Below are 16,577 nucleotides of genomic sequence, written 5' to 3' on the forward strand. Positions count from 1 at the left end.
TTGAGCCAGTCACCGGTGCGCGATGCGGCGTACAACTTCGCCTACCTCGATGAGCAGACCAAACGCATGATCCGCCGCGCCTTGCTCAAGGCCGTGGCGATCCCCGGGTACCAGGTGCCGTTCGGTGGTCGCGAGATGCCGTTGCCCTACGGCTGGGGCACTGGCGGCATGCAGTTGACCGCCGCGATTCTCGGCGACGATGACGTGCTCAAGGTTATCGACCAGGGCGCGGACGACACCACCAACGCCGTGTCGATCCGCCGCTTCTTCGCCCGCACTGCTGGCGTCGCAACTACCGAAAGTACGCCGGACGCGACGGTGATCCAGACTCGTCACCGCATCCCGGAAACCCCGCTGCACGCCGACCAGATCATGGTCTATCAGGTACCGATTCCCGAGCCACTGCGCTTTATCGAGCCATCGGAAACCGAGACCCGGACCATGCACGCCCTCAATGATTACGGGGTCATGCACGTCAAGCTCTACGAAGACATCGCCACCTTCGGCCACATCGCCACGGCCTACGCCTACCCGGTGATGGTCGACGAGCGCTACGTGATGGACCCGTCGCCGATCCCCAAATTCGACAACCCGAAACTCGACATGAGCCCGGCGCTGATGCTGTTCGGCGCTGGCCGTGAGAAGCGTCTGTACGCGGTGCCGCCGTACACCAAAGTCACCAGCCTCGACTTCGAGGATCACCCCTTCGAAGCGCAGAAGTGGGAAGAGTGCTGCGCGATCTGTGGCAGCCGTGATTCGTTTCTCGATGAGTTGATCCTCGACGACGCCGGCACCCAGAGCTTCGTCTGTTCCGACACCTATTACTGCGCACAGCGCGTCAGCCAGCAGGAGCAGGGCCAATGAACCAGGCGCTGAATAACCAATTGTCCGTGTCCACCGAGCCCTTGCTGCGGGTGCGCGATCTGTCGCTGTTGTACGGCCCGGAGAAGGGCTGCCAGGACGTCAGCTTCGACTTGTATCCCGGTGAAGTGCTGGGGATTGTCGGCGAGTCCGGCTCGGGCAAGTCGACCTTGCTCTCGCTGCTCAGCGGGCGCTTGCCACCGCAGCGTGGACAGATCGGCTACCGCGACAAACAGGGCCAATGGCTGGACCTGTACAGCGCCAGTGAAGCCGAGCGCCGCACCTTGCTGCGCACCGAATGGGGCTTTGTCGAGCAGAACCCCCGCGACGGTTTGCGCATGGGGGTGTCCGCCGGCGCCAACATCGGCGAACGCTTGATGGCCCAAGGCGTGCGCAATTACCAGCAACTGCGCGGGGCCGGGCTCGATTGGCTGAGCCAGGTGGAAATCGACCCGCAGCGTATCGACGACTTGCCCCGGACCTTCTCCGGCGGCATGCAGCAACGCCTGCAAATCGCCCGCAACCTGGTGTCCAGTCCACGGCTGGTGTTCATGGACGAGCCGACTGGTGGCCTCGATGTGTCGGTGCAAGCGCGCTTGCTCGACCTGCTGCGCGGACTGGTGCGTGAGCTGGACCTGGCCGTGGTGATCGTCACCCACGATCTGGCGGTGGCTCGGCTGCTGGCCGACCGCTTGATGGTGATGCGTCGTTCGCGGGTGGTGGAAACCGGGCTGACCGATCAGATCCTCGACGATCCGCAGCACCCTTATTCGCAACTGCTGGTGTCTTCGGTGTTGCAGCCGTGAAGCCCCGTTCAATAGTGGAAAACCCTGCGATGAATACCTTGATCGAGGTCCGTGACCTCTCGAAAACCTTCACTTTGCATCAGCAGAACGGCGTGGTCCTCAATGTGCTGCGCGCAGTGGATTTCAGTGTGGCGGCCGGCGAATGCCTGGTCCTGCATGGCCAGTCCGGCGCGGGCAAGAGCACCTTGCTGCGCACCCTGTATGGCAACTACCTGCCGGCGGGCGGCAGCATCCGCGTGCAGCACGACGGCCAATGGCGGGAACTGGTGGGCGCCGAGCCCCGGGACATCCTGCAAGTGCGCCAGCGCACCCTGGGTTATGTCAGTCAGTTCCTGCGGGTGATCCCGCGTGTGGCGTGCCTGGACGTGGTGATGGAGCCGGCCCTGGCCCGTGGCTGGTCGAAAGAGCAGGCGCAAGCGCGAGCTGAATCATTGCTCAGTCGCCTGAACATTCCGCAACGGCTCTGGCAACTGGCGCCCGGCACCTTCTCCGGCGGCGAGCAGCAGCGGGTCAACATCGCCCGTGGGTTCATGGTGGCGTGGCCGGTGATGTTGCTCGATGAACCGACTGCATCACTCGACGACAGCAATCGCCAGGTGGTGCTGGAGTTGATGAACGAAGCCAAGAACGCCGGTGCCGCGCTGATCGGCATCTTCCACGACCGCATCGCCCGCGAGGCGGTTGCCGATCGTCATCTCGACATGACCCCAGCCGCCGTGAACCAAGAGGAATACGCCGATGCCCGTTGAACAGATCCTCAGCAATGCCCAACTGGTCACCGCTGACCGTGTGTTCTACGGCACCGTGGTGGTGCGCGACGGTTTGATCGCCGAGGTCGCCGAAGGCCCGAGCCGCTTGCCCCAGGCCCTGGACCTCAATGGCGATTACCTGCTGCCGGGTCTTGTCGAGTTGCACACCGACAACCTGGAGCGCCACATGACCCCGCGTCCGGGCGTGGACTGGCCGTCGGTGCCGGCGGTGCTCAGCCACGATGCGCAGATCATCGCGGCAGGCATCACCACGGTATTCGATGCGGTGTCCATCGGCGATGTGAACCCCAAGGGCAATCGCATGCAGAAACTGCCGGCGATGCTCGACGCCATCTCCAAAGCCTCCGACGCCGGGCTGACCCGCGCCGAACACCGTTTGCACCTGCGCTGCGAACTGTGCCACCCGGACACCCTCAGTGTGTTTCGCGATCTGGTGGAGAACCCGCTGGTGCAATTGGTGTCGGTGATGGACCACTCGCCGGGTCAGCGCCAGTTCGTGCTGGAATCCAAGTACCGTGAGTACTACATGGGCAAATACCACCTGACCACCACGCAGATGGACGAATTCATCACGCTGCAAATGGCCAACTCGCGCACCTACAGCGACCGCTACCGCGCGGCGATCGTCGAGCACTGCCTGGCCCTTGGCCTGTCGGTGGCCAGCCATGATGACGCGACCCTGGCCCACGTCGAGGAGTCGGCGCGCTACGGCATGTCCATCGCCGAGTTCCCGACCACCGTCGAGGCCGCGCGCGGTTGCCGGGAGCGCGGCATGAGTGTGTTGATGGGCGCGCCGAACATCGTGCGCGGCGGGTCGCACTCGGGTAACGTGGCGGCCTTCGATCTGGCCGCTGAAGGTTTGCTGGATATTCTGTCCAGCGATTACTACCCGGCGAGCCTGCTGCAATCGGCATTCGCGCTGGCGGCGCAGAGTGAGCGGATCGGTCTGGCGGAAGCGGTGCGTATGGTCAGCCTGAATCCGGCCCGGGCCGCCGGGCTGAACGATCGTGGCGAGATTGCACCGGGCCTGCGGGCCGATCTGCTGCAAGCGCGCAGTCAGGACGGTCTGCCGGTGGTCCAGCAAGTATGGCGACAAGCGAAGAGGGTGTTTTGATGGCGGGCAGGTTGATTTATCTCATCGGGCCTTCAGGTTCGGGCAAGGACAGCCTGCTGGATGCGGCGCGAGAGCAGTTGGCAGAACGCGGCTGCCGTATCGTGCGGCGGGTCATCACCCGTTCGGCGGAAGCGGTGGGCGAGGCGGCACTCGGTGTCAGCCCGCAGCAGTTTGCCGAAATGGAGGCAGAAGGTGCGTTTGCCCTGAGCTGGCACGCCAATGGCCTGTCCTATGGCATTGCGCGGGAAATCGACGATTGGTTGGCCGCCGGACAGGATGTGCTGGTCAATGGCTCGCGGGGGCATCTGGAGAAAACCCGCGAACGCTATCCGAATGTGCTGGTGCTGTTGTTGACCGTCAATCAAGCCGTGTTGTGCGAGCGCTTGCTGGCGCGCGGACGGGAGTCTGTCGCCGAGATCGATGCCCGGCTGGCACGTAACGCCCGCTTCAACCAGAGCGTGCTCGCCGACAACGACCCGACGCTGCATGTGCTGGATAACTCCGGGGCACTGGAGCATACGGTAGAGCGCATGCTCGCCTGCATTGATGGCCAGGCAGCATGCGCCTGACGCTACTGGGCACCGGCGATGCGCGGCAAGTCCCGGTCTACGGCTGCGAGTGCATGGCCTGTGACCGGGCTCGTCGTGATGAACGCTGGCAGCGTCGACCCTGCAGTGCGTTGATCGAATGCGGCGATCAGCGCTGGTTGATCGACAGCGGCTTGCCTGACCTGTGCGAACGTTTCCCGCCGCGCAGTTTCAACGGCATTTTCCAGACCCACTACCACGCCGACCACGCCCAGGGCCTGCTGCATCTGCGTTGGGGCCAGGGCCTGGTAATCCCGGTGCACGGTCCGGTGGACCCGGAAGGCTTGGCCGACCTCTACAAACACCCCGGCATTCTCGATTTCAGCCAGCCATTCGAGGGCTTCGAAACCCGGCGGTTCGCTGCGCTCAGCGTCACCGCGCTGCCGCTGCAACACTCGAAACCGACCCTTGGTTACTTGCTGGAAGGAGAAGGGCGGCGAATCGCCTACTTGACCGACACCGTAGGCCTGCCGCCGGCCACGTTGAGCTGGCTGCGGCGTGAACCACTGGATGTGCTGGTGCTCGATTGCTCCATGCCACCTCAACCCCAGGCCCCGCGCAATCACAACGACCTGAACCTGGCCTTGCAGTGCATTGATGAGTTGCAACCGAAGTCGGCGGTACTGACCCATGTCGGGCATACCCTGGATGCCTGGTTGGTGGATCATCGGGGTGAATTGCCGGCGAATGTCAGGGTGGGGTTTGATGGGTGTGTGGTGTAGGCCTGTGATCTATTGATTTTGATTCAGCGGTTTTTACCCCGCCAACAACCCCTGCACATACTCCACAAACGCCCGAGCCTTGGCGCTGGCCATTCTCCCGGTGGGGAACACCGCCCATAGATCCAGGTTCGGCAGTGTCCAGTCCTTCATCACTTCCCGGACCGAACCGTCGGCCAGTTCCGGCGCGAACATCCATTGCGAGGCCATGGTCAGCCCTTGATGGGCCAGCACGGCTTCACGCAGGCCTTCGGCGGCGTTGACGCGGATCCGGCCGCTGATGTTCACCGACTGCTCCTCGTCGGCCTTGTTGAACAGCCAACTGGCGCCGCCACCGAGGGTGTAGAGGATTGCCTGATGCTTGCACAGGTCGGCGGGGCAGGTGGGCTCGCCGTGTTTTTCGAAGTACGCCGGTGTGCCCAGTACCATGCGCCGGCATTCGGCGATCTTTCGTGCGGTCAGGCCCGAGTCGCTCAACACGCCCATGCGCAGGGCGATATCGACACCTTCTTCCACCAGGTTGACGTTGCGATCGTCGAGCATCAGGTCGATGTCCAGCGCCGGGTTCTGCTCCAGGAAGGGCCCCAGGTGCGGAACGATGTGCAGTCGGCCGAAGGTGACAGGCGCGCAAATGCGCAGGTTGCCACTCAGCCCGCCGGCGGAACCCCGTGCGGCGTTATCGGCCTCGTCGGCTTCTTCGATGGCGCGCCTGGCCCGTTCGAAAAAGGCCAGCCCGGCCTCGGTGGGCGTCAGGCCCCGGGTCGAGCGCAGCAACAGCCGCACCGCCAACCGCGATTCGAGTTGCGCAATGGTTTTCGACACGGCCGGCTGGCCGATGTTCAAGCGCCGGGCCGCGGCGGAAAACGAACCGGTTTCCACCACGAAGACGAAGGTTTCCATTGCGCCGAGGCGGTCCATCGGAAGTCCTTGTAGAGATCAAATGTGGGAGCGAGTCTGCTCGCCCCCACAATTGATGAAGGTTGTCAGTGTGAACCGCGAATTGTATCCAGTATCGCCTCAGGTTCGGGACGCTGAGTGTAATCCGGGTTGACTTCGGCGTAACGGATCACACTATCTCGGTCGATCACATAATGCCCCGGCATGGGCAGCATCACACTCTGTAAAACAACCGAGCGTCGTACTGCGAGATTTTGTGCTTGAGTAAAGATAACTCCAGGGTTACTTTTAATTGGGCCGGAGCAAGGAGGCTGGTGGTGCAGAGCAGGCTATTGATCAAGGAGTTGGTGGAAGCGGGTTGGACCCTGGACCGGGTCACTGGCAGTCATCACATCTTCACGCACCCTTACAACCCGTACACCATTCCCGTCCCTCATCCAAAAAAGGATTTACCGATCGGGACGGTCAAGAGCATCAGGCGGCGAGCCGGGCTTTACTGCCCGCCAGCCAGTTACGCAGGAGATCCATAATGCAATATCCAATCTGTATCGAATGGGGCGACGAGAACACCGCCATCGGTATCCAGATCCCCGATATTCCAGGCGCGGTGACCGCCGGGGATACCTTTGAAGAGGCTTACAACGCAGCCGTCGAAATTGCCCACATCATGCTGCAGGAGATGGCGGCGGACGGCGATACGATTCCGATGCCGACTTTGGCGGCATTGCACCGCGGCAATCCGGAATTCGCCGACATGGGTTGGGGCATGCTGGAACTGGACATCTCGCCGTACATGGGCAAGACCGAGAAGGTCAATGTCACGCTGCCCGGCTATGTGATCCAGCGCATCGACCGCTATGTGCGCGAGCACAACGTCAAAAGCCGCTCCTCCTTTCTCGCGGATGCGGCGATGGAGAAGCTGGTTCGGCAATAAGTTGTCTCAGTCAGATCGCCTTCGCGGGCAAGTCGGATCGCCGCACCGCCGCTCCCACAAGGTTGGCGAATAACCTGTGGGAGCGGGCTTGCCCGCGAAGCTTTTGAGGCCTTAAGTCGTCGCCAATGAAGCCTTCTGCGAAACACTCAAGAACCGCAGCAACGCCAACAGCGGAAATGCGCTGCCGACGATCACGATCCACAACCAGCCGCCGTGTTCGTACACCGCGCTGGCCACCGAAGAGCCGAAGGCGCCGCCGATGAAGATGCTGGTCATGTACAGCGCATTCAGGCGGCTGCGGCTTTTGCCGTCGAGGGCGTAGACCGCGCGCTGGCCGAGGACCATGTTCATCTGCACGCAGAAGTCGAGCACCACGCCGGTCACCGCCAGGCCGATGACGCTGTAGGCCGGGTGGATAAACGCCGGCACGAAGCTCAGGCTGGCGAACAGCAGGGCCAGCAACGAGGCGATGCGGGTGTGACCGGCATCGGCCAGGCGTCCGGCGATGGGTGCGGCGATGGCGCCGATGGCGCCCACCAAGGCGAAAATCGCGATCTCGCTTTGCGACAAACCGTGATTGCGCGCCAGTTCCAGCGGCACGGCGGTCCAGAACAAGCTGAAGGTGGCAAACATGCAGCCCTGGTAAAACGCCCGCTGGCGCAGCACCGGTTGTTGGCGCAACAGCGTCCACAGCGAGCCCAGCAATTGGCCATAGGACGCGCTGTGATCAGGTTCACGCTTGGGAATGGTCACGGCCAGCACGATACTGATGGCCGCCATCAACCCGGCGGCAATCATGAACATCGCCCGCCAGCCGAAGTGGTCGGCCACCACGCTGGACACCGGCCGGGCCAGCAGGATACCGAGCAGCAAACCGCCCATGATCCCGCCCACCACCCGGCCACGGGTTACTTCCGGCGCCAGGTGCGCGGCCAACGGAATCAGGATCTGTACTGAAACCGAACTGAACCCCACCAACAGCGAGATCAGCAAAAACACGTTCGGTTGATCGGTGAACGCCGCACCCAGCAGGCTGACAATCGCCACCAGCGTGGTGATGATCATCAACCGGCGGTTCTCCAGCAGATCCCCCAGCGGCACCAGGAAAAACAGGCCCAGCGCATAGCCGATCTGGGTCAGGGAAACGATCAGGCTGGCCATGGTGTTGGTCAGGCCGATGTCCGGGGCGATCAGGCCGATGATCGGCTGGGCGTAGTAGATGTTGGCGACAATGGCCCCGCAGCAGAAGGCGAACAGTAGCACCATCCCTGGGGTCATTGTCGCGGTGCCGTGGGACACCTGGGTCGCTGGGTTCATAACGGGTCTCGCTGTACGGAAAGGAATGCGCGCAGGCTAATAGGCTGACTGAAACGGCGGAAGTGGGATTGGAGTGATAGCAATCATTCCATTGCGGAATGACTGACGAACGCGTGTGTCGCCCGTCGAAGAGCCTTGCGTCAGAACTATGGAGGTGAATGATACATTCACTTACATCTTGTTCGATAGCGTGCTTATGTTCTCTCAGCCTGTCTTTTGAAGATCGTGACCTTTGTGACCCAGGGCGCTGACGGCACGCTCACCGCTCAATCCATCTCGGCGGGCAAGGATGGCGTGACGCCGCCGATGTAGTCTTCGCAGGCCTGACCGACTATCCGAAGAAATGCCCACATTTGCCTGACAACTAGAATCAACAGGGGGATCACTTCAACGCGTCCTTTCAAGCGGGAGTATCACGATGAAAATCGTATCTTCGCTGGCGTTGGTGGTAGCGGTTGGGTCGATCTCTGGGTGCTCGACGGTGCCTGATCGTCAGGTCACCAACGTTCCCCTGAACGCTACTTCCATCAATGCCGGGAATATCGCCCGGCCCATCATGATGTCCGACGGTAATGCAACGGTGTTCTGGTTCGCGGTCAGTGGCGAAAGCATGGGCAGTGCTTTGCCGGGCCGTTTGCAGGCTTATATCTATCCGGGAAGCTGTGCGAGCCTGGGTACGAAACCGGCCTATGACATGAACGACGGACCCAATGCACGCTTCTATTCAGCGGCGTCGCACCAGTATTTCTGGAAAAGCGCACCGGTCGCCTACGAGACTCTTCGAGCGGGCGGCTATTCGTTGGTTGTGCGTGAAAGCCCGGCCGACGGAAACCGGAATATTTTCTGCGGCAACCTGAGCTGAAATTGACGGCCACAAAAAAGGCGACCTGTGCAGGTCGCCCTTTTTTTGTGGCCGCTCAGCGATTACTGACCGCTGTAGATCTGGTCGAAAACCCCGCCATCATTGAAGTGGGTCTTCTGCACGGTGCGCCAGTCGCCGAAGGTTTTCTCGACGGACAGGAAGTCCACTTTCGGGAAGCGGTCGGTGTACTTGGCCAGCACGGCCGGGTCGCGCGGGCGCAGGTAGTTCGCTGCAGCAATCTCCTGGCCTTCGGGCGACCACAGGTACTTCAGGTATTCCTCGGCAGCGGCGCGTGTGCCTTTCTTGTCGACGGTCTTGTCGACCACCGACACCGGTGGCTCGGCTTCGGCGGAAACGCTTGGGTAGATGACTTCGAACTGATCACGGCCGAACTCGCGGGCGATCATTTCCGCTTCGTTCTCGAAGGTCACCAGCACGTCGCCAATCTGGTTGGTCATGAAGGTGGTGGTGGCGGCACGGCCACCGGTATCGAGCACCGGCGCTTGCTTGAACAGTTTGCCGACGAAGTCTTTGGCCTTGTTCTCGTCGCCGCCGTTTTTCAGCACATAGCCCCAGGCCGAGAGGTAGGTGTAGCGACCGTTGCCGGAGGTTTTCGGGTTCGGGACGATGACCTGAACGCCGTCCTTGAGCAGGTCCGGCCAGTCTTTCAGGGCTTTCGGGTTGCCCTTGCGTACGATGAACACGGTGGCCGAGGTGAACGGCGCGCTGTTGTTCGGCAGGCGCGTGACCCAGTTGTCCGGGACCAGTTTGCCGTTGTCCGCCAGGGCGTTGATGTCGGTGGCCATGTTCATGGTGATGACATCGGCCGGCAAGCCGTCGATGACCGAACGCGCCTGTTTGCTGGAGCCGCCGAAGGACATCTGCAGGACGATGTTTTCGTTATGCTCGGCTTGCCAGTGTTTCTGGAACGCAGTGTTGTAGTCCTTGTAGAAATCTCGCATCACGTCGTAGGAAACGTTGAGCAGGGTCGGTGCAGCCTGGGCGATGTTGCCCAGGGCCAGGCCAGCGGCGAGAAGCGAGGCGCCAAAGAGTTTTTTCACTGCGAATTCCTTGTTCTATTAAAAGTGGGCAATTTGCCGGCGACTATAACTGGGCTCGTTTAGTCCCTTAAAGATTAAAAAGCTCTTTGCTTATTCCAGTTTTTTGAACAGTGCATTGCCACAACGGGAGCAGAACGACGCCTCGGGTTCATGGCTGTCCTTGGCGCACACCGGGCAGTCGCGATGCAACTGGCCGCCACGCATGGCCGTGGCCAGTTCAGCGGTGAAGATCCCGGTGGGTACGGCGATGATCGAGTAACCGGTGATCATCACCATCGACGAAATGACCTGGCCCAGTGCGGTCTTGGGCACGATGTCGCCGTAACCGACGGTGGTCAAGGTCACGATAGCCCAGTAAATGCCTTTGGGAATGCTGGTGAAGCCATGTTGCGGGCCTTCGACCACATACATCAGGGTGCCGAACACGATGACCAGTGTGCAGACGCTGAGCAGGAACACGAGGATTTTCTGCTTGCTGCCGCGCAGGGCATCGAGCAGGTAATGGGCTTGCTTGAGGTACGGACCGAGCTTGAGCACGCGGAAGATCCGCAGCATCCGGATGACCCGGATGATCAGCAGGTACTGGGCATCGCTGTAGTACAGCGCGAGGATGCCGGGCACGATGGCCAGCAGGTCCACCAGACCATAGAAACTGAAGGCATAGCGCAGGGGCTTGGGCGAGCAGTACAGGCGCAGGATGTACTCGCCGAGGAAGATCACCGTGAAGCCCCATTCGATGTACGCCAGCAGGCTGGCGTAGTTCTGGTGGACGTCATCGATGCTGTCCAGGATCACCACCACCAGGCTGGCGAGGATGATCAGCAGTAGGCTGGAGTCGAAGCGTCGACCGGCAACGGTGTCGGTCTGGAAAATAATCACGTACAGGCGGTTACGCCACGTGTCGTTGCTGTTCATGCCCATCGCCTTGGCCGCAAATCAGCGCAGCCTAGGTTGATTCTCCCCGGGAGCGCAAGGCGTGCTTTCGACCGTGGCTTTGCCGAGCATTTGCACGACGCTGCGAATCAGCCAGCCGGCAAGAATGAACGGCGCGGTCAGCGTGGGCAGACCGATGGCGGCAAACAGCGGCGTCAGCAACAGCGCCAGGCCGATGCCAACCAGCGGCAGCCAGGGTTGGCGATGCTGGGAGCTGAAGGCGAGGGCGGCCAGCACGGCGTTATAGCCACCGAGGCCGAGCAATGCAGTGTAGAAATCGTGGTGCAGCAGGCTCCAGCCCATGCCCGCGACAGACGCCAACAATGCCCAGCAGAATGCGCGGCGATCAGCGATCAGCAAACCGGCGGCAATCATCGCACCGGCCAGCGGATGACCGAGGAACATCACCTGACCAATGCCTTTGAGTGGCGCGGCGAGCATGTTCAGGGTGCTGACTTCGATCAAGTGCGGCTCAGTCGAGGGTGTGGCGAAGCACAGCAGCAACCAGCCCAGCCCGACGAAGGGCGCGGTGTAGGCCGGCAGGCATTGGCTGAACCGGACGCGCTTGAGCCACTGCTGGGTGACCATCGCGCTCAGGCCACCGGCGGCCAGAATCAGTGGCGGCATCATCGCCGACCAGGGGAAATACAGGCTCAGCAACAGTCCGAGCAGGACGCCGTTATAGCTGAACAACCCGGCCTGACGATCAGCCTTGGCATAGTTGCGGCGTTGCGCGGTGAGCAGCCCGGCGACACCACCGAGCAAGGCGCCGCCGAGCAGGGCGGGCGCAGTGAACAAAATGGCCAGGACGCACAGCAGGCCGCACAGCGGATTGCGCTGGAGAAAGATCTGGCTGAAGCCGTTGAGTAACGCTTCGGCCCAGTCGGGGCAGTGGGTGTTGAAATGGTTGGCAGGCATGATGAGGTCTGGGGGCAGTAGGAAAAACCATGGTCTTGCAAAAGTCTGTGGCGAGGGGGCTTGCCCCCGTTGGGTCGCGAAGCGACCCCGGATCCGGTAAATGCGGATTCTCTTTGGAACCCGTCATGCCGGAAAACGACTGCTACGCAGTCGAACGGGGGCAAGCCCCCTCGCCACAAAAGCTGTTCTTTAAATCAGCGTTTCGATGCGCAAAGAGTTAGTCGATCCCGGCTGGCCAAAGGGCACACCTGCTGTGATCAACAGTGTGTCGCCACGCTGCGCCATGCCCTGGGCCTGTGCGATCTCCAGTGCCGTGGAGCAGACTTCATCGACCTGACGCAGGCGGTCGTTGACCACCGAGTGCACACCCCACGCCACGCTAAGGCGACGGGCGGTTTGCAGGTTCGGTGTCAGGTTGAGGATCGGCACCGTCGGCCGCTCTCGCGCCGCACGCAGGCTCGACGCGCCGGATTCGCTGTAATTCACCAGCACCGCCACCGGCAGCACGTTGCTGATGCGGCGAATGGCGCAGCTGATCGCGTCGGAAACAGTCGCCTCGGCTTTCGGCCGGCTGACGTCAAGTTGAGTCTGATAGTCCGGACCGTTTTCCACCTGGCGGATGATCTTGCTCATCATCTGCACGGCTTCGAGCGGGTATTCGCCGGACGCGGTTTCCGCCGACAGCATTACTGCGTCCGCACCTTCGGCCACGGCATTGGCCACATCGGTGACTTCGGCGCGGGTTGGCGCCGGTGAGAAGCGCATCGACTCCAGCATCTGCGTCGCCACCACCACCGGTTTGCCGAGCTGGCGGCAGGTGCTGATGATGTTCTTCTGGATCTGTGGCACGCTTTCGGCCGGCACTTCCACGCCCAGGTCACCCCGGGCGACCATGATCGCGTCGCTCAGTTCGGCGATCTCGCGCAGTTGTTCGACGGCCGAGGGCTTCTCGATCTTGGCCATCAGGAACGCCTTGTCGCCGATCAGGGAGCGGGCTTCACGGATGTCATCGGGACGTTGCACGAACGACAGTGCCACCCAGTCCACACCCAGCTCCAGACCGAAGGTCAAGTCGCGGCGATCCTTGGCGGTCAGCGGGCTCAGGTCGAGCACCGCTTGCGGCACGTTCACGCCTTTGCGGTCCGACAGTTCGCCGCCATTGAGCACGGTGGTGTCGATGGCGTCGGCGTACTTGGTCACGACCCGCAGACGCAACTTGCCGTCGTCCAGCAGCAGGTCCATGCCGGGTTCCAGCGCGGCGATGATTTCCGGGTGCGGCAGGTTGACCCGGCGCTCATCGCCCGGCGTGGCATCGAGGTCCAGGCGCAAGGCCTGGCCGCGTACCAGTTGCACCTTGCCTTCGGCGAACTTGCCGACCCGCAGTTTCGGGCCTTGCAGGTCCATCAGGATGCCCAATGGATAATTGAGCTGGCGCTCGACTTCACGAATCCACTGGAAACGCTGGGCATGGTCGGCGTGATCGCCATGGCTGAAGTTCAGGCGGAAGATGTTGACCCCGGCCAGCACCAGCTCACGGATGGCGTCGATGCCGTCGGTGGCCGGGCCGAGCGTGGCGAGGATTTTGACCTTTTTATCAGGCGTCATGTTTAGTGCTCTCAAGGATCAGAATGGCGCGGAAGTCGTTGACGTTGGTACGGGTCGGCTCGGTGACGATCAGCGCGTCCAGCGCCTCGAAGTAGCCATAACCGTTGTTGTTGTCCAACTCGTCGCTGGCGCTCAGGCCCTTTGCCGCGGCGCGGGCGTAGCTGTCCGGGGTCATGATCGCGCCGGCGTTGTCTTCGGAGCCGTCGATGCCGTCGGTGTCACCGGCCAGCGCATAGACGCCGGGCAGGCCCTTGAGGCTGTCGGTCAGGCTCAGCAGGAACTCGGCATTGCGCCCGCCACGGCCATTGCCGCGTACGGTCACGGTGGTTTCACCGCCAGAGAGAATCACGCAGGGCGCCGCCAGCGGCTGACCGTGCAGGACGATCTGTCGTGCGATGCCGGCGTGGACTTTCGCCACCTCGCGGGATTCGCCTTCAAGGTCGCCAAGGATCAGCGGACTGAACCCGGCCTGACGGCATTTCACCGCCGCCGCTTCAAGGGATTGCTGCGGGCGGGCGATCAATTGGAAATGACTGCGTGCCAGGCTCGGGTCGCCGGGTTTGACGGTTTCCGACTCGGGGCTTTGCAGCCAGGTGCGCACCGAAGCCGGAATCTCGATGGCGTAGCGTTTGAGGATCGCCAGCGCTTCGGCCGACGTGCTCGGGTCGGCCACGGTAGGGCCGGAGGCGATGACCGTGGCGAGGTCGCCGGGTACATCGGAAATCGCATAGGTATAAACAGTGGCAGGCCAGCAGGCTTTGCCCAGGCGGCCGCCCTTGATCGCCGAGAGGTGCTTGCGCACGCAGTTCATCTCGCCGATGGAGGCGCCGGACTTGAGCAGGGCTTTGTTGATCGACTGCTTGTCGGCCAGGGTGATACCTTCGGCCGGCAGTGCCAGCAGGGCAGAGCCACCACCGGAGAGCAGGAAGATCACGCGGTCGGATTCGTTCAGGTCGCTGACCAGTTCCAGCACACGCTTGGCCACGGCCAGGCCAGCGGCATCAGGCACCGGATGCGCGGCTTCGACCACTTCGATTTTTTCGCAAGGTGCGCCGTGACCGTAACGGGTCACCACCAGGCCGGACACTTCACCCTGCCAGCAGCGCTCGACCACTTGGGCCATGGCGGCTGCGGCTTTGCCGGCACCGATGACGATCACGCGACCGCTGCGGTCGGCAGGCAAATGGGCTTCGAGGACTTGTTGCGGATGCGCCGCGTCGATGGCTGTGGCAAACAGCTCGCGCAGCAATTGTTGCGGATCGACCGACATGGCGGGCTCCCGGAATTCTTGTTATTGGAGGTAGAGCAACTCGGACCTGTGGGAGCTGGCTTGCCTGCGATTCAGGCGCCGCGGTCATTCAGGCAAACCGCGTCGATGCCATCGCGGGCAAGCCCGCTCCCACAGGGAACGGGCCAGATTCAGGCAGGGCTTACTTCTTGTCGCGAATCGAGAAGTTCGCCATGTGTTCCAGACCCTTGATCAGCGCCGAGTGGTCCCAGTTGCTGCCACCGATGGCCGCGCAGGTGCTGAACACTTGCTGGGTGTTGGCAGTGTTCGGCAGGTTGATGTTCAGTTCCTTGGCGCCTTGCAGGGCCAGGTTCAAGTCCTTCTGGTGCAGGCTGATGCGGAAGCCTGGATCGAAGGTGCCCTTGATCATGCGCTCGCCGTGCACTTCGAGGATCTTCGAGGACGCGAAACCGCCCATCAGCGCTTCACGCACCTTGGCTGGATCGGCACCGTTTTTCGAAGCGAACAGCAGGGCTTCAGCCACGGCCTGGATGTTCAGGGCCACGATGATCTGGTTGGCCACCTTGGCGGTTTGACCGTCGCCGTTGCCACCGACCAGGGTGATGTTCTTGCCCATGGCCTGGAACAGCGGCAGGGCGCGTTCGAAGGCGTCGGCATCGCCGCCGACCATGATGCTCAGGGTCGCAGCCTTGGCGCCGACTTCACCGCCGGACACTGGCGCGTCGAGGTACTGGGCGCCAGTTTCGTTGATTTTCGCTGCGAAGGCCTTGGTGGCGGTCGGAGAGATCGAGCTCATGTCGATCACCACTTTGCCTTTGCCCACGCCGGCAGCGATGCCGTCGGCACGGAACAGCACGTCATCGACCTGCGGGGTATCCGGCACCATGACGATGATGAACTCGGCTTCCTGGGCGACTTCTTTCGGGTTCGCCAGGGCAATGGCGCCAGCGGCGACCAGGTCGGCAGGCGCAGGGTCGTGGTGGGCCGACAGGAACAGGCTGTGACCGGCTTTCTGCAGGTTCGCCGCCATTGGGTGGCCCATGATGCCGGTGCCGATAAATCCGATTTTAGCCATGAGAAAGTCCTCTTGTTTTTATTGCTGCTTCAAGCAAATAGGGGAGTGCTGCTTTTTTGTGGGGGATCTGTGTCAGATCGCGTTATGGGTTTTCAACCAGCCCAGGCCCGCTTCAGTGGTGGTCAGCGGCTTGTATTCGCAACCGACCCAGCCCTGGTAACCGATGCGGTCCAGGTGTTCGAACAGGAAGCGGTAGTTGATTTCACCGGTGCCTGGTTCGTTGCGCCCCGGGTTGTCCGCGAGCTGCACGTGGTTGATCTCGCCCAGGTGCGATTGCAGGGTGCGGGCCAGATCGCCTTCCATGATTTGCATGTGATAGATGTCGTATTGCAGGAACAGGTTGGCGCTGCCGACCTGCTCGCGAATCGACAGGGCTTGCGCGGTGTTGTTCAGGTAGAAACCTGGAATGTCACGGGTGTTGATCGCTTCCATCACCAGCTTGATACCCGCCGCTTGCAGCTTGTCGGCCGCGTACTTGAGGTTGGCGACGAAGGTTTTCTCCACGGTGGCATCGTCAAAGCCCTGCGGACGAATACCGGCCAGGCAGTTGACCTGTGTGTTGCCCAGCACTTGCGCGTAAGCGATGGCCAGGTCGACACCGGCACGGAACTCTTCGACCCGGTCCGGCAGGCACGCGATACCGCGCTCGCCCTTTGCCCAGTCACCGGCCGGCAGGTTGAACAGCACTTGGGTCAGACCGTGTGCGTCGAGCTGGGCCTTGATTTCGGCGGAGCTGAAGTCGTACGGGAACAGGTATTCGACACCACTGAAGCCGGCCTTGGCGGCCGCTTCGAAACGGGCGAGAAAGTCCTGTTCGGTGAACAGCATGGACAGGTTGGCTGCGAAACGCGGCATGGTTGTCTCCCGTA

At 62.0% G+C, this 16,577-nt stretch carries 18 protein-coding genes and 1 pseudogene; 10 read left to right on the plus strand and 9 right to left on the minus strand.

The annotated features are described in order from the left end of the window. Genes AC3IX1_RS08180 through phnP form a run of 6 tightly spaced genes read left to right on the plus strand, consistent with a single transcriptional unit; the run spans window position 1 to window position 4,860 of the window. The gene (locus AC3IX1_RS08180) at window positions 1-864 is read left to right on the plus strand and encodes an alpha-D-ribose 1-methylphosphonate 5-phosphate C-P-lyase PhnJ (protein ID WP_489388705.1); all 864 of its coding nucleotides are present in this window, start codon (window positions 1-3) and stop codon (window positions 862-864) included. Then, complete coding sequence (gene phnK / locus AC3IX1_RS08185) at window positions 861-1,667, plus strand: phosphonate C-P lyase system protein PhnK (protein ID WP_489387794.1); 807 nt, start codon at window positions 861-863, stop codon at window positions 1,665-1,667. The genes AC3IX1_RS08180 and phnK overlap by 4 nt, the downstream gene beginning before the upstream one ends. Window positions 1,668-1,696: 29 nt before the next feature. Continuing rightward, window positions 1,697-2,416: a phosphonate C-P lyase system protein PhnL gene (phnL, locus tag AC3IX1_RS08190; RefSeq protein WP_489387795.1), complete on the plus strand. Its 720-nt coding sequence runs from the start codon at window positions 1,697-1,699 to the stop codon at window positions 2,414-2,416. Then, a complete protein-coding gene (locus AC3IX1_RS08195; RefSeq protein ID WP_489387796.1) occupies window positions 2,406-3,551 on the plus strand; it encodes an alpha-D-ribose 1-methylphosphonate 5-triphosphate diphosphatase in 1,146 nt (381 codons plus the stop codon). Before phnL ends, AC3IX1_RS08195 begins: the two co-directional genes overlap by 11 nt. Next, the gene (gene phnN, locus AC3IX1_RS08200) at window positions 3,551-4,120 is read left to right on the plus strand and encodes a phosphonate metabolism protein/1,5-bisphosphokinase (PRPP-forming) PhnN (RefSeq protein ID WP_489387797.1); all 570 of its coding nucleotides are present in this window, start codon (window positions 3,551-3,553) and stop codon (window positions 4,118-4,120) included. Before AC3IX1_RS08195 ends, phnN begins: the two co-directional genes overlap by 1 nt. Beyond that, window positions 4,111-4,860, plus strand: coding sequence for a phosphonate metabolism protein PhnP (gene phnP, locus AC3IX1_RS08205; RefSeq protein WP_489387798.1), 750 nt, complete (start codon window positions 4,111-4,113; stop codon window positions 4,858-4,860). The genes phnN and phnP overlap by 10 nt, the downstream gene beginning before the upstream one ends. Before the next feature lie 33 nt (window positions 4,861-4,893). Here the strand turns inward: phnP and AC3IX1_RS08210 are convergent, their stop codons facing one another. After that, window positions 4,894-5,775 carry a LysR family transcriptional regulator gene (locus AC3IX1_RS08210; RefSeq protein WP_489387799.1) on the minus strand — a complete coding sequence of 294 codons (882 nt, stop codon included), beginning with the start codon at window positions 5,773-5,775 and terminating at the stop codon, window positions 4,894-4,896. 296 nt (window positions 5,776-6,071) lie between these two features. On the opposite strand from AC3IX1_RS08210, the gene AC3IX1_RS08215 reads away from it, so the two are divergent. Further along, window positions 6,072-6,284 carry a type II toxin-antitoxin system HicA family toxin gene (locus AC3IX1_RS08215; RefSeq protein WP_223447966.1) on the plus strand — a complete coding sequence of 71 codons (213 nt, stop codon included), beginning with the start codon at window positions 6,072-6,074 and terminating at the stop codon, window positions 6,282-6,284. Continuing rightward, complete coding sequence (locus tag AC3IX1_RS08220; protein ID WP_489387800.1) at window positions 6,284-6,688, plus strand: type II toxin-antitoxin system HicB family antitoxin; 405 nt, start codon at window positions 6,284-6,286, stop codon at window positions 6,686-6,688. The genes AC3IX1_RS08215 and AC3IX1_RS08220 overlap by 1 nt, the downstream gene beginning before the upstream one ends. Before the next feature lie 111 nt (window positions 6,689-6,799). On the opposite strand, the gene AC3IX1_RS08225 is transcribed toward AC3IX1_RS08220, so the two are convergent. Continuing rightward, window positions 6,800-8,005, minus strand: coding sequence for an MFS transporter (locus AC3IX1_RS08225; RefSeq protein ID WP_489387801.1), 1,206 nt, complete (start codon window positions 8,003-8,005; stop codon window positions 6,800-6,802). Window positions 8,006-8,221: 216 nt separating this feature from the next. Here AC3IX1_RS08225 and AC3IX1_RS08230 point away from each other — a divergent pair. Both AC3IX1_RS08230 and AC3IX1_RS08235 read left to right on the plus strand, forming a co-directional pair. After that, window positions 8,222-8,317 (plus strand): annotated as a pseudogene (locus AC3IX1_RS08230) (hypothetical protein); the annotation flags it as partial. Window positions 8,318-8,423: 106 nt separating this feature from the next. Next, window positions 8,424-8,867 (plus strand): hypothetical protein, encoded by a 444-nt coding sequence (locus tag AC3IX1_RS08235; protein WP_489387802.1) that lies wholly within the window; start codon window positions 8,424-8,426, stop codon window positions 8,865-8,867. 62 nt (window positions 8,868-8,929) lie between these two features. Here AC3IX1_RS08235 and AC3IX1_RS08240 read toward each other — a convergent pair whose 3' ends face one another. From AC3IX1_RS08240 to hyi, 7 genes are all read right to left on the minus strand, one after another. Then, window positions 8,930-9,928, minus strand: a complete 999-nt coding sequence (locus AC3IX1_RS08240) for a sulfate ABC transporter substrate-binding protein (protein ID WP_046037670.1) — start codon at window positions 9,926-9,928, stop codon at window positions 8,930-8,932. Between the two features lie 90 nt (window positions 9,929-10,018). After that, the gene (locus tag AC3IX1_RS08245) at window positions 10,019-10,843 is read right to left on the minus strand and encodes an ion transporter (RefSeq protein WP_489387803.1); all 825 of its coding nucleotides are present in this window, start codon (window positions 10,841-10,843) and stop codon (window positions 10,019-10,021) included. Window positions 10,844-10,864: 21 nt separating this feature from the next. Beyond that, entirely contained in the window at window positions 10,865-11,779 is a 915-nt protein-coding gene (locus AC3IX1_RS08250) for an urea transporter (RefSeq protein ID WP_489387804.1), read from the minus strand. A 189-nt stretch (window positions 11,780-11,968) separates the two neighbouring features. Then, on the minus strand, window positions 11,969-13,384 hold the full coding sequence (gene pyk / locus AC3IX1_RS08255) for a pyruvate kinase (protein ID WP_150716449.1): 1,416 nt from the start codon (window positions 13,382-13,384) through the stop codon (window positions 11,969-11,971). Beyond that, window positions 13,374-14,654 (minus strand): glycerate kinase type-2 family protein, encoded by a 1,281-nt coding sequence (locus AC3IX1_RS08260; protein WP_489387805.1) that lies wholly within the window; start codon window positions 14,652-14,654, stop codon window positions 13,374-13,376. Before AC3IX1_RS08260 ends, pyk begins: the two co-directional genes overlap by 11 nt. Window positions 14,655-14,814: 160 nt before the next feature. Further along, on the minus strand, window positions 14,815-15,708 hold the full coding sequence (locus tag AC3IX1_RS08265) for a 2-hydroxy-3-oxopropionate reductase (RefSeq protein ID WP_489387806.1): 894 nt from the start codon (window positions 15,706-15,708) through the stop codon (window positions 14,815-14,817). A 72-nt stretch (window positions 15,709-15,780) separates the two neighbouring features. Continuing rightward, on the minus strand, window positions 15,781-16,563 hold the full coding sequence (gene hyi / locus AC3IX1_RS08270) for a hydroxypyruvate isomerase (RefSeq protein ID WP_046037664.1): 783 nt from the start codon (window positions 16,561-16,563) through the stop codon (window positions 15,781-15,783). Between the last annotated feature and the right edge of the window lie 14 nt (window positions 16,564-16,577).

Source organism: Pseudomonas sp. KH_046_2 (genome assembly GCF_057838985.1).

Bases quoted from the DNA above. Each gene is read 5' to 3' on its own strand.
- AC3IX1_RS08220 (WP_489387800.1), top strand. From the start codon at position 6,284: ATGCAATATCCAATCTGTATCGAATGGGGCGACGAGAACACCGCCATC.
- AC3IX1_RS08210 (WP_489387799.1), bottom strand. From the start codon at position 5,775: ATGGACCGCCTCGGCGCAATGGAAACCTTCGTCTTCGTGGTGGAAACC.
- phnK (WP_489387794.1), top strand. From the start codon at position 861: ATGAACCAGGCGCTGAATAACCAATTGTCCGTGTCCACCGAGCCCTTG.
- phnN (WP_489387797.1), top strand. From the start codon at position 3,551: ATGGCGGGCAGGTTGATTTATCTCATCGGGCCTTCAGGTTCGGGCAAG.
- phnL (WP_489387795.1), top strand. From the start codon at position 1,697: ATGAATACCTTGATCGAGGTCCGTGACCTCTCGAAAACCTTCACTTTG.
- AC3IX1_RS08265 (WP_489387806.1), bottom strand. From the start codon at position 15,708: ATGGCTAAAATCGGATTTATCGGCACCGGCATCATGGGCCACCCAATG.
- AC3IX1_RS08195 (WP_489387796.1), top strand. From the start codon at position 2,406: ATGCCCGTTGAACAGATCCTCAGCAATGCCCAACTGGTCACCGCTGAC.
- pyk (WP_150716449.1), bottom strand. From the start codon at position 13,384: ATGACGCCTGATAAAAAGGTCAAAATCCTCGCCACGCTCGGCCCGGCC.
- AC3IX1_RS08225 (WP_489387801.1), bottom strand. From the start codon at position 8,005: ATGAACCCAGCGACCCAGGTGTCCCACGGCACCGCGACAATGACCCCA.
- hyi (WP_046037664.1), bottom strand. From the start codon at position 16,563: ATGCCGCGTTTCGCAGCCAACCTGTCCATGCTGTTCACCGAACAGGAC.
- AC3IX1_RS08260 (WP_489387805.1), bottom strand. From the start codon at position 14,654: ATGTCGGTCGATCCGCAACAATTGCTGCGCGAGCTGTTTGCCACAGCC.
- AC3IX1_RS08235 (WP_489387802.1), top strand. From the start codon at position 8,424: ATGAAAATCGTATCTTCGCTGGCGTTGGTGGTAGCGGTTGGGTCGATC.
- AC3IX1_RS08245 (WP_489387803.1), bottom strand. From the start codon at position 10,843: ATGAACAGCAACGACACGTGGCGTAACCGCCTGTACGTGATTATTTTC.
- phnP (WP_489387798.1), top strand. From the start codon at position 4,111: ATGCGCCTGACGCTACTGGGCACCGGCGATGCGCGGCAAGTCCCGGTC.
- AC3IX1_RS08250 (WP_489387804.1), bottom strand. From the start codon at position 11,779: ATGCCTGCCAACCATTTCAACACCCACTGCCCCGACTGGGCCGAAGCG.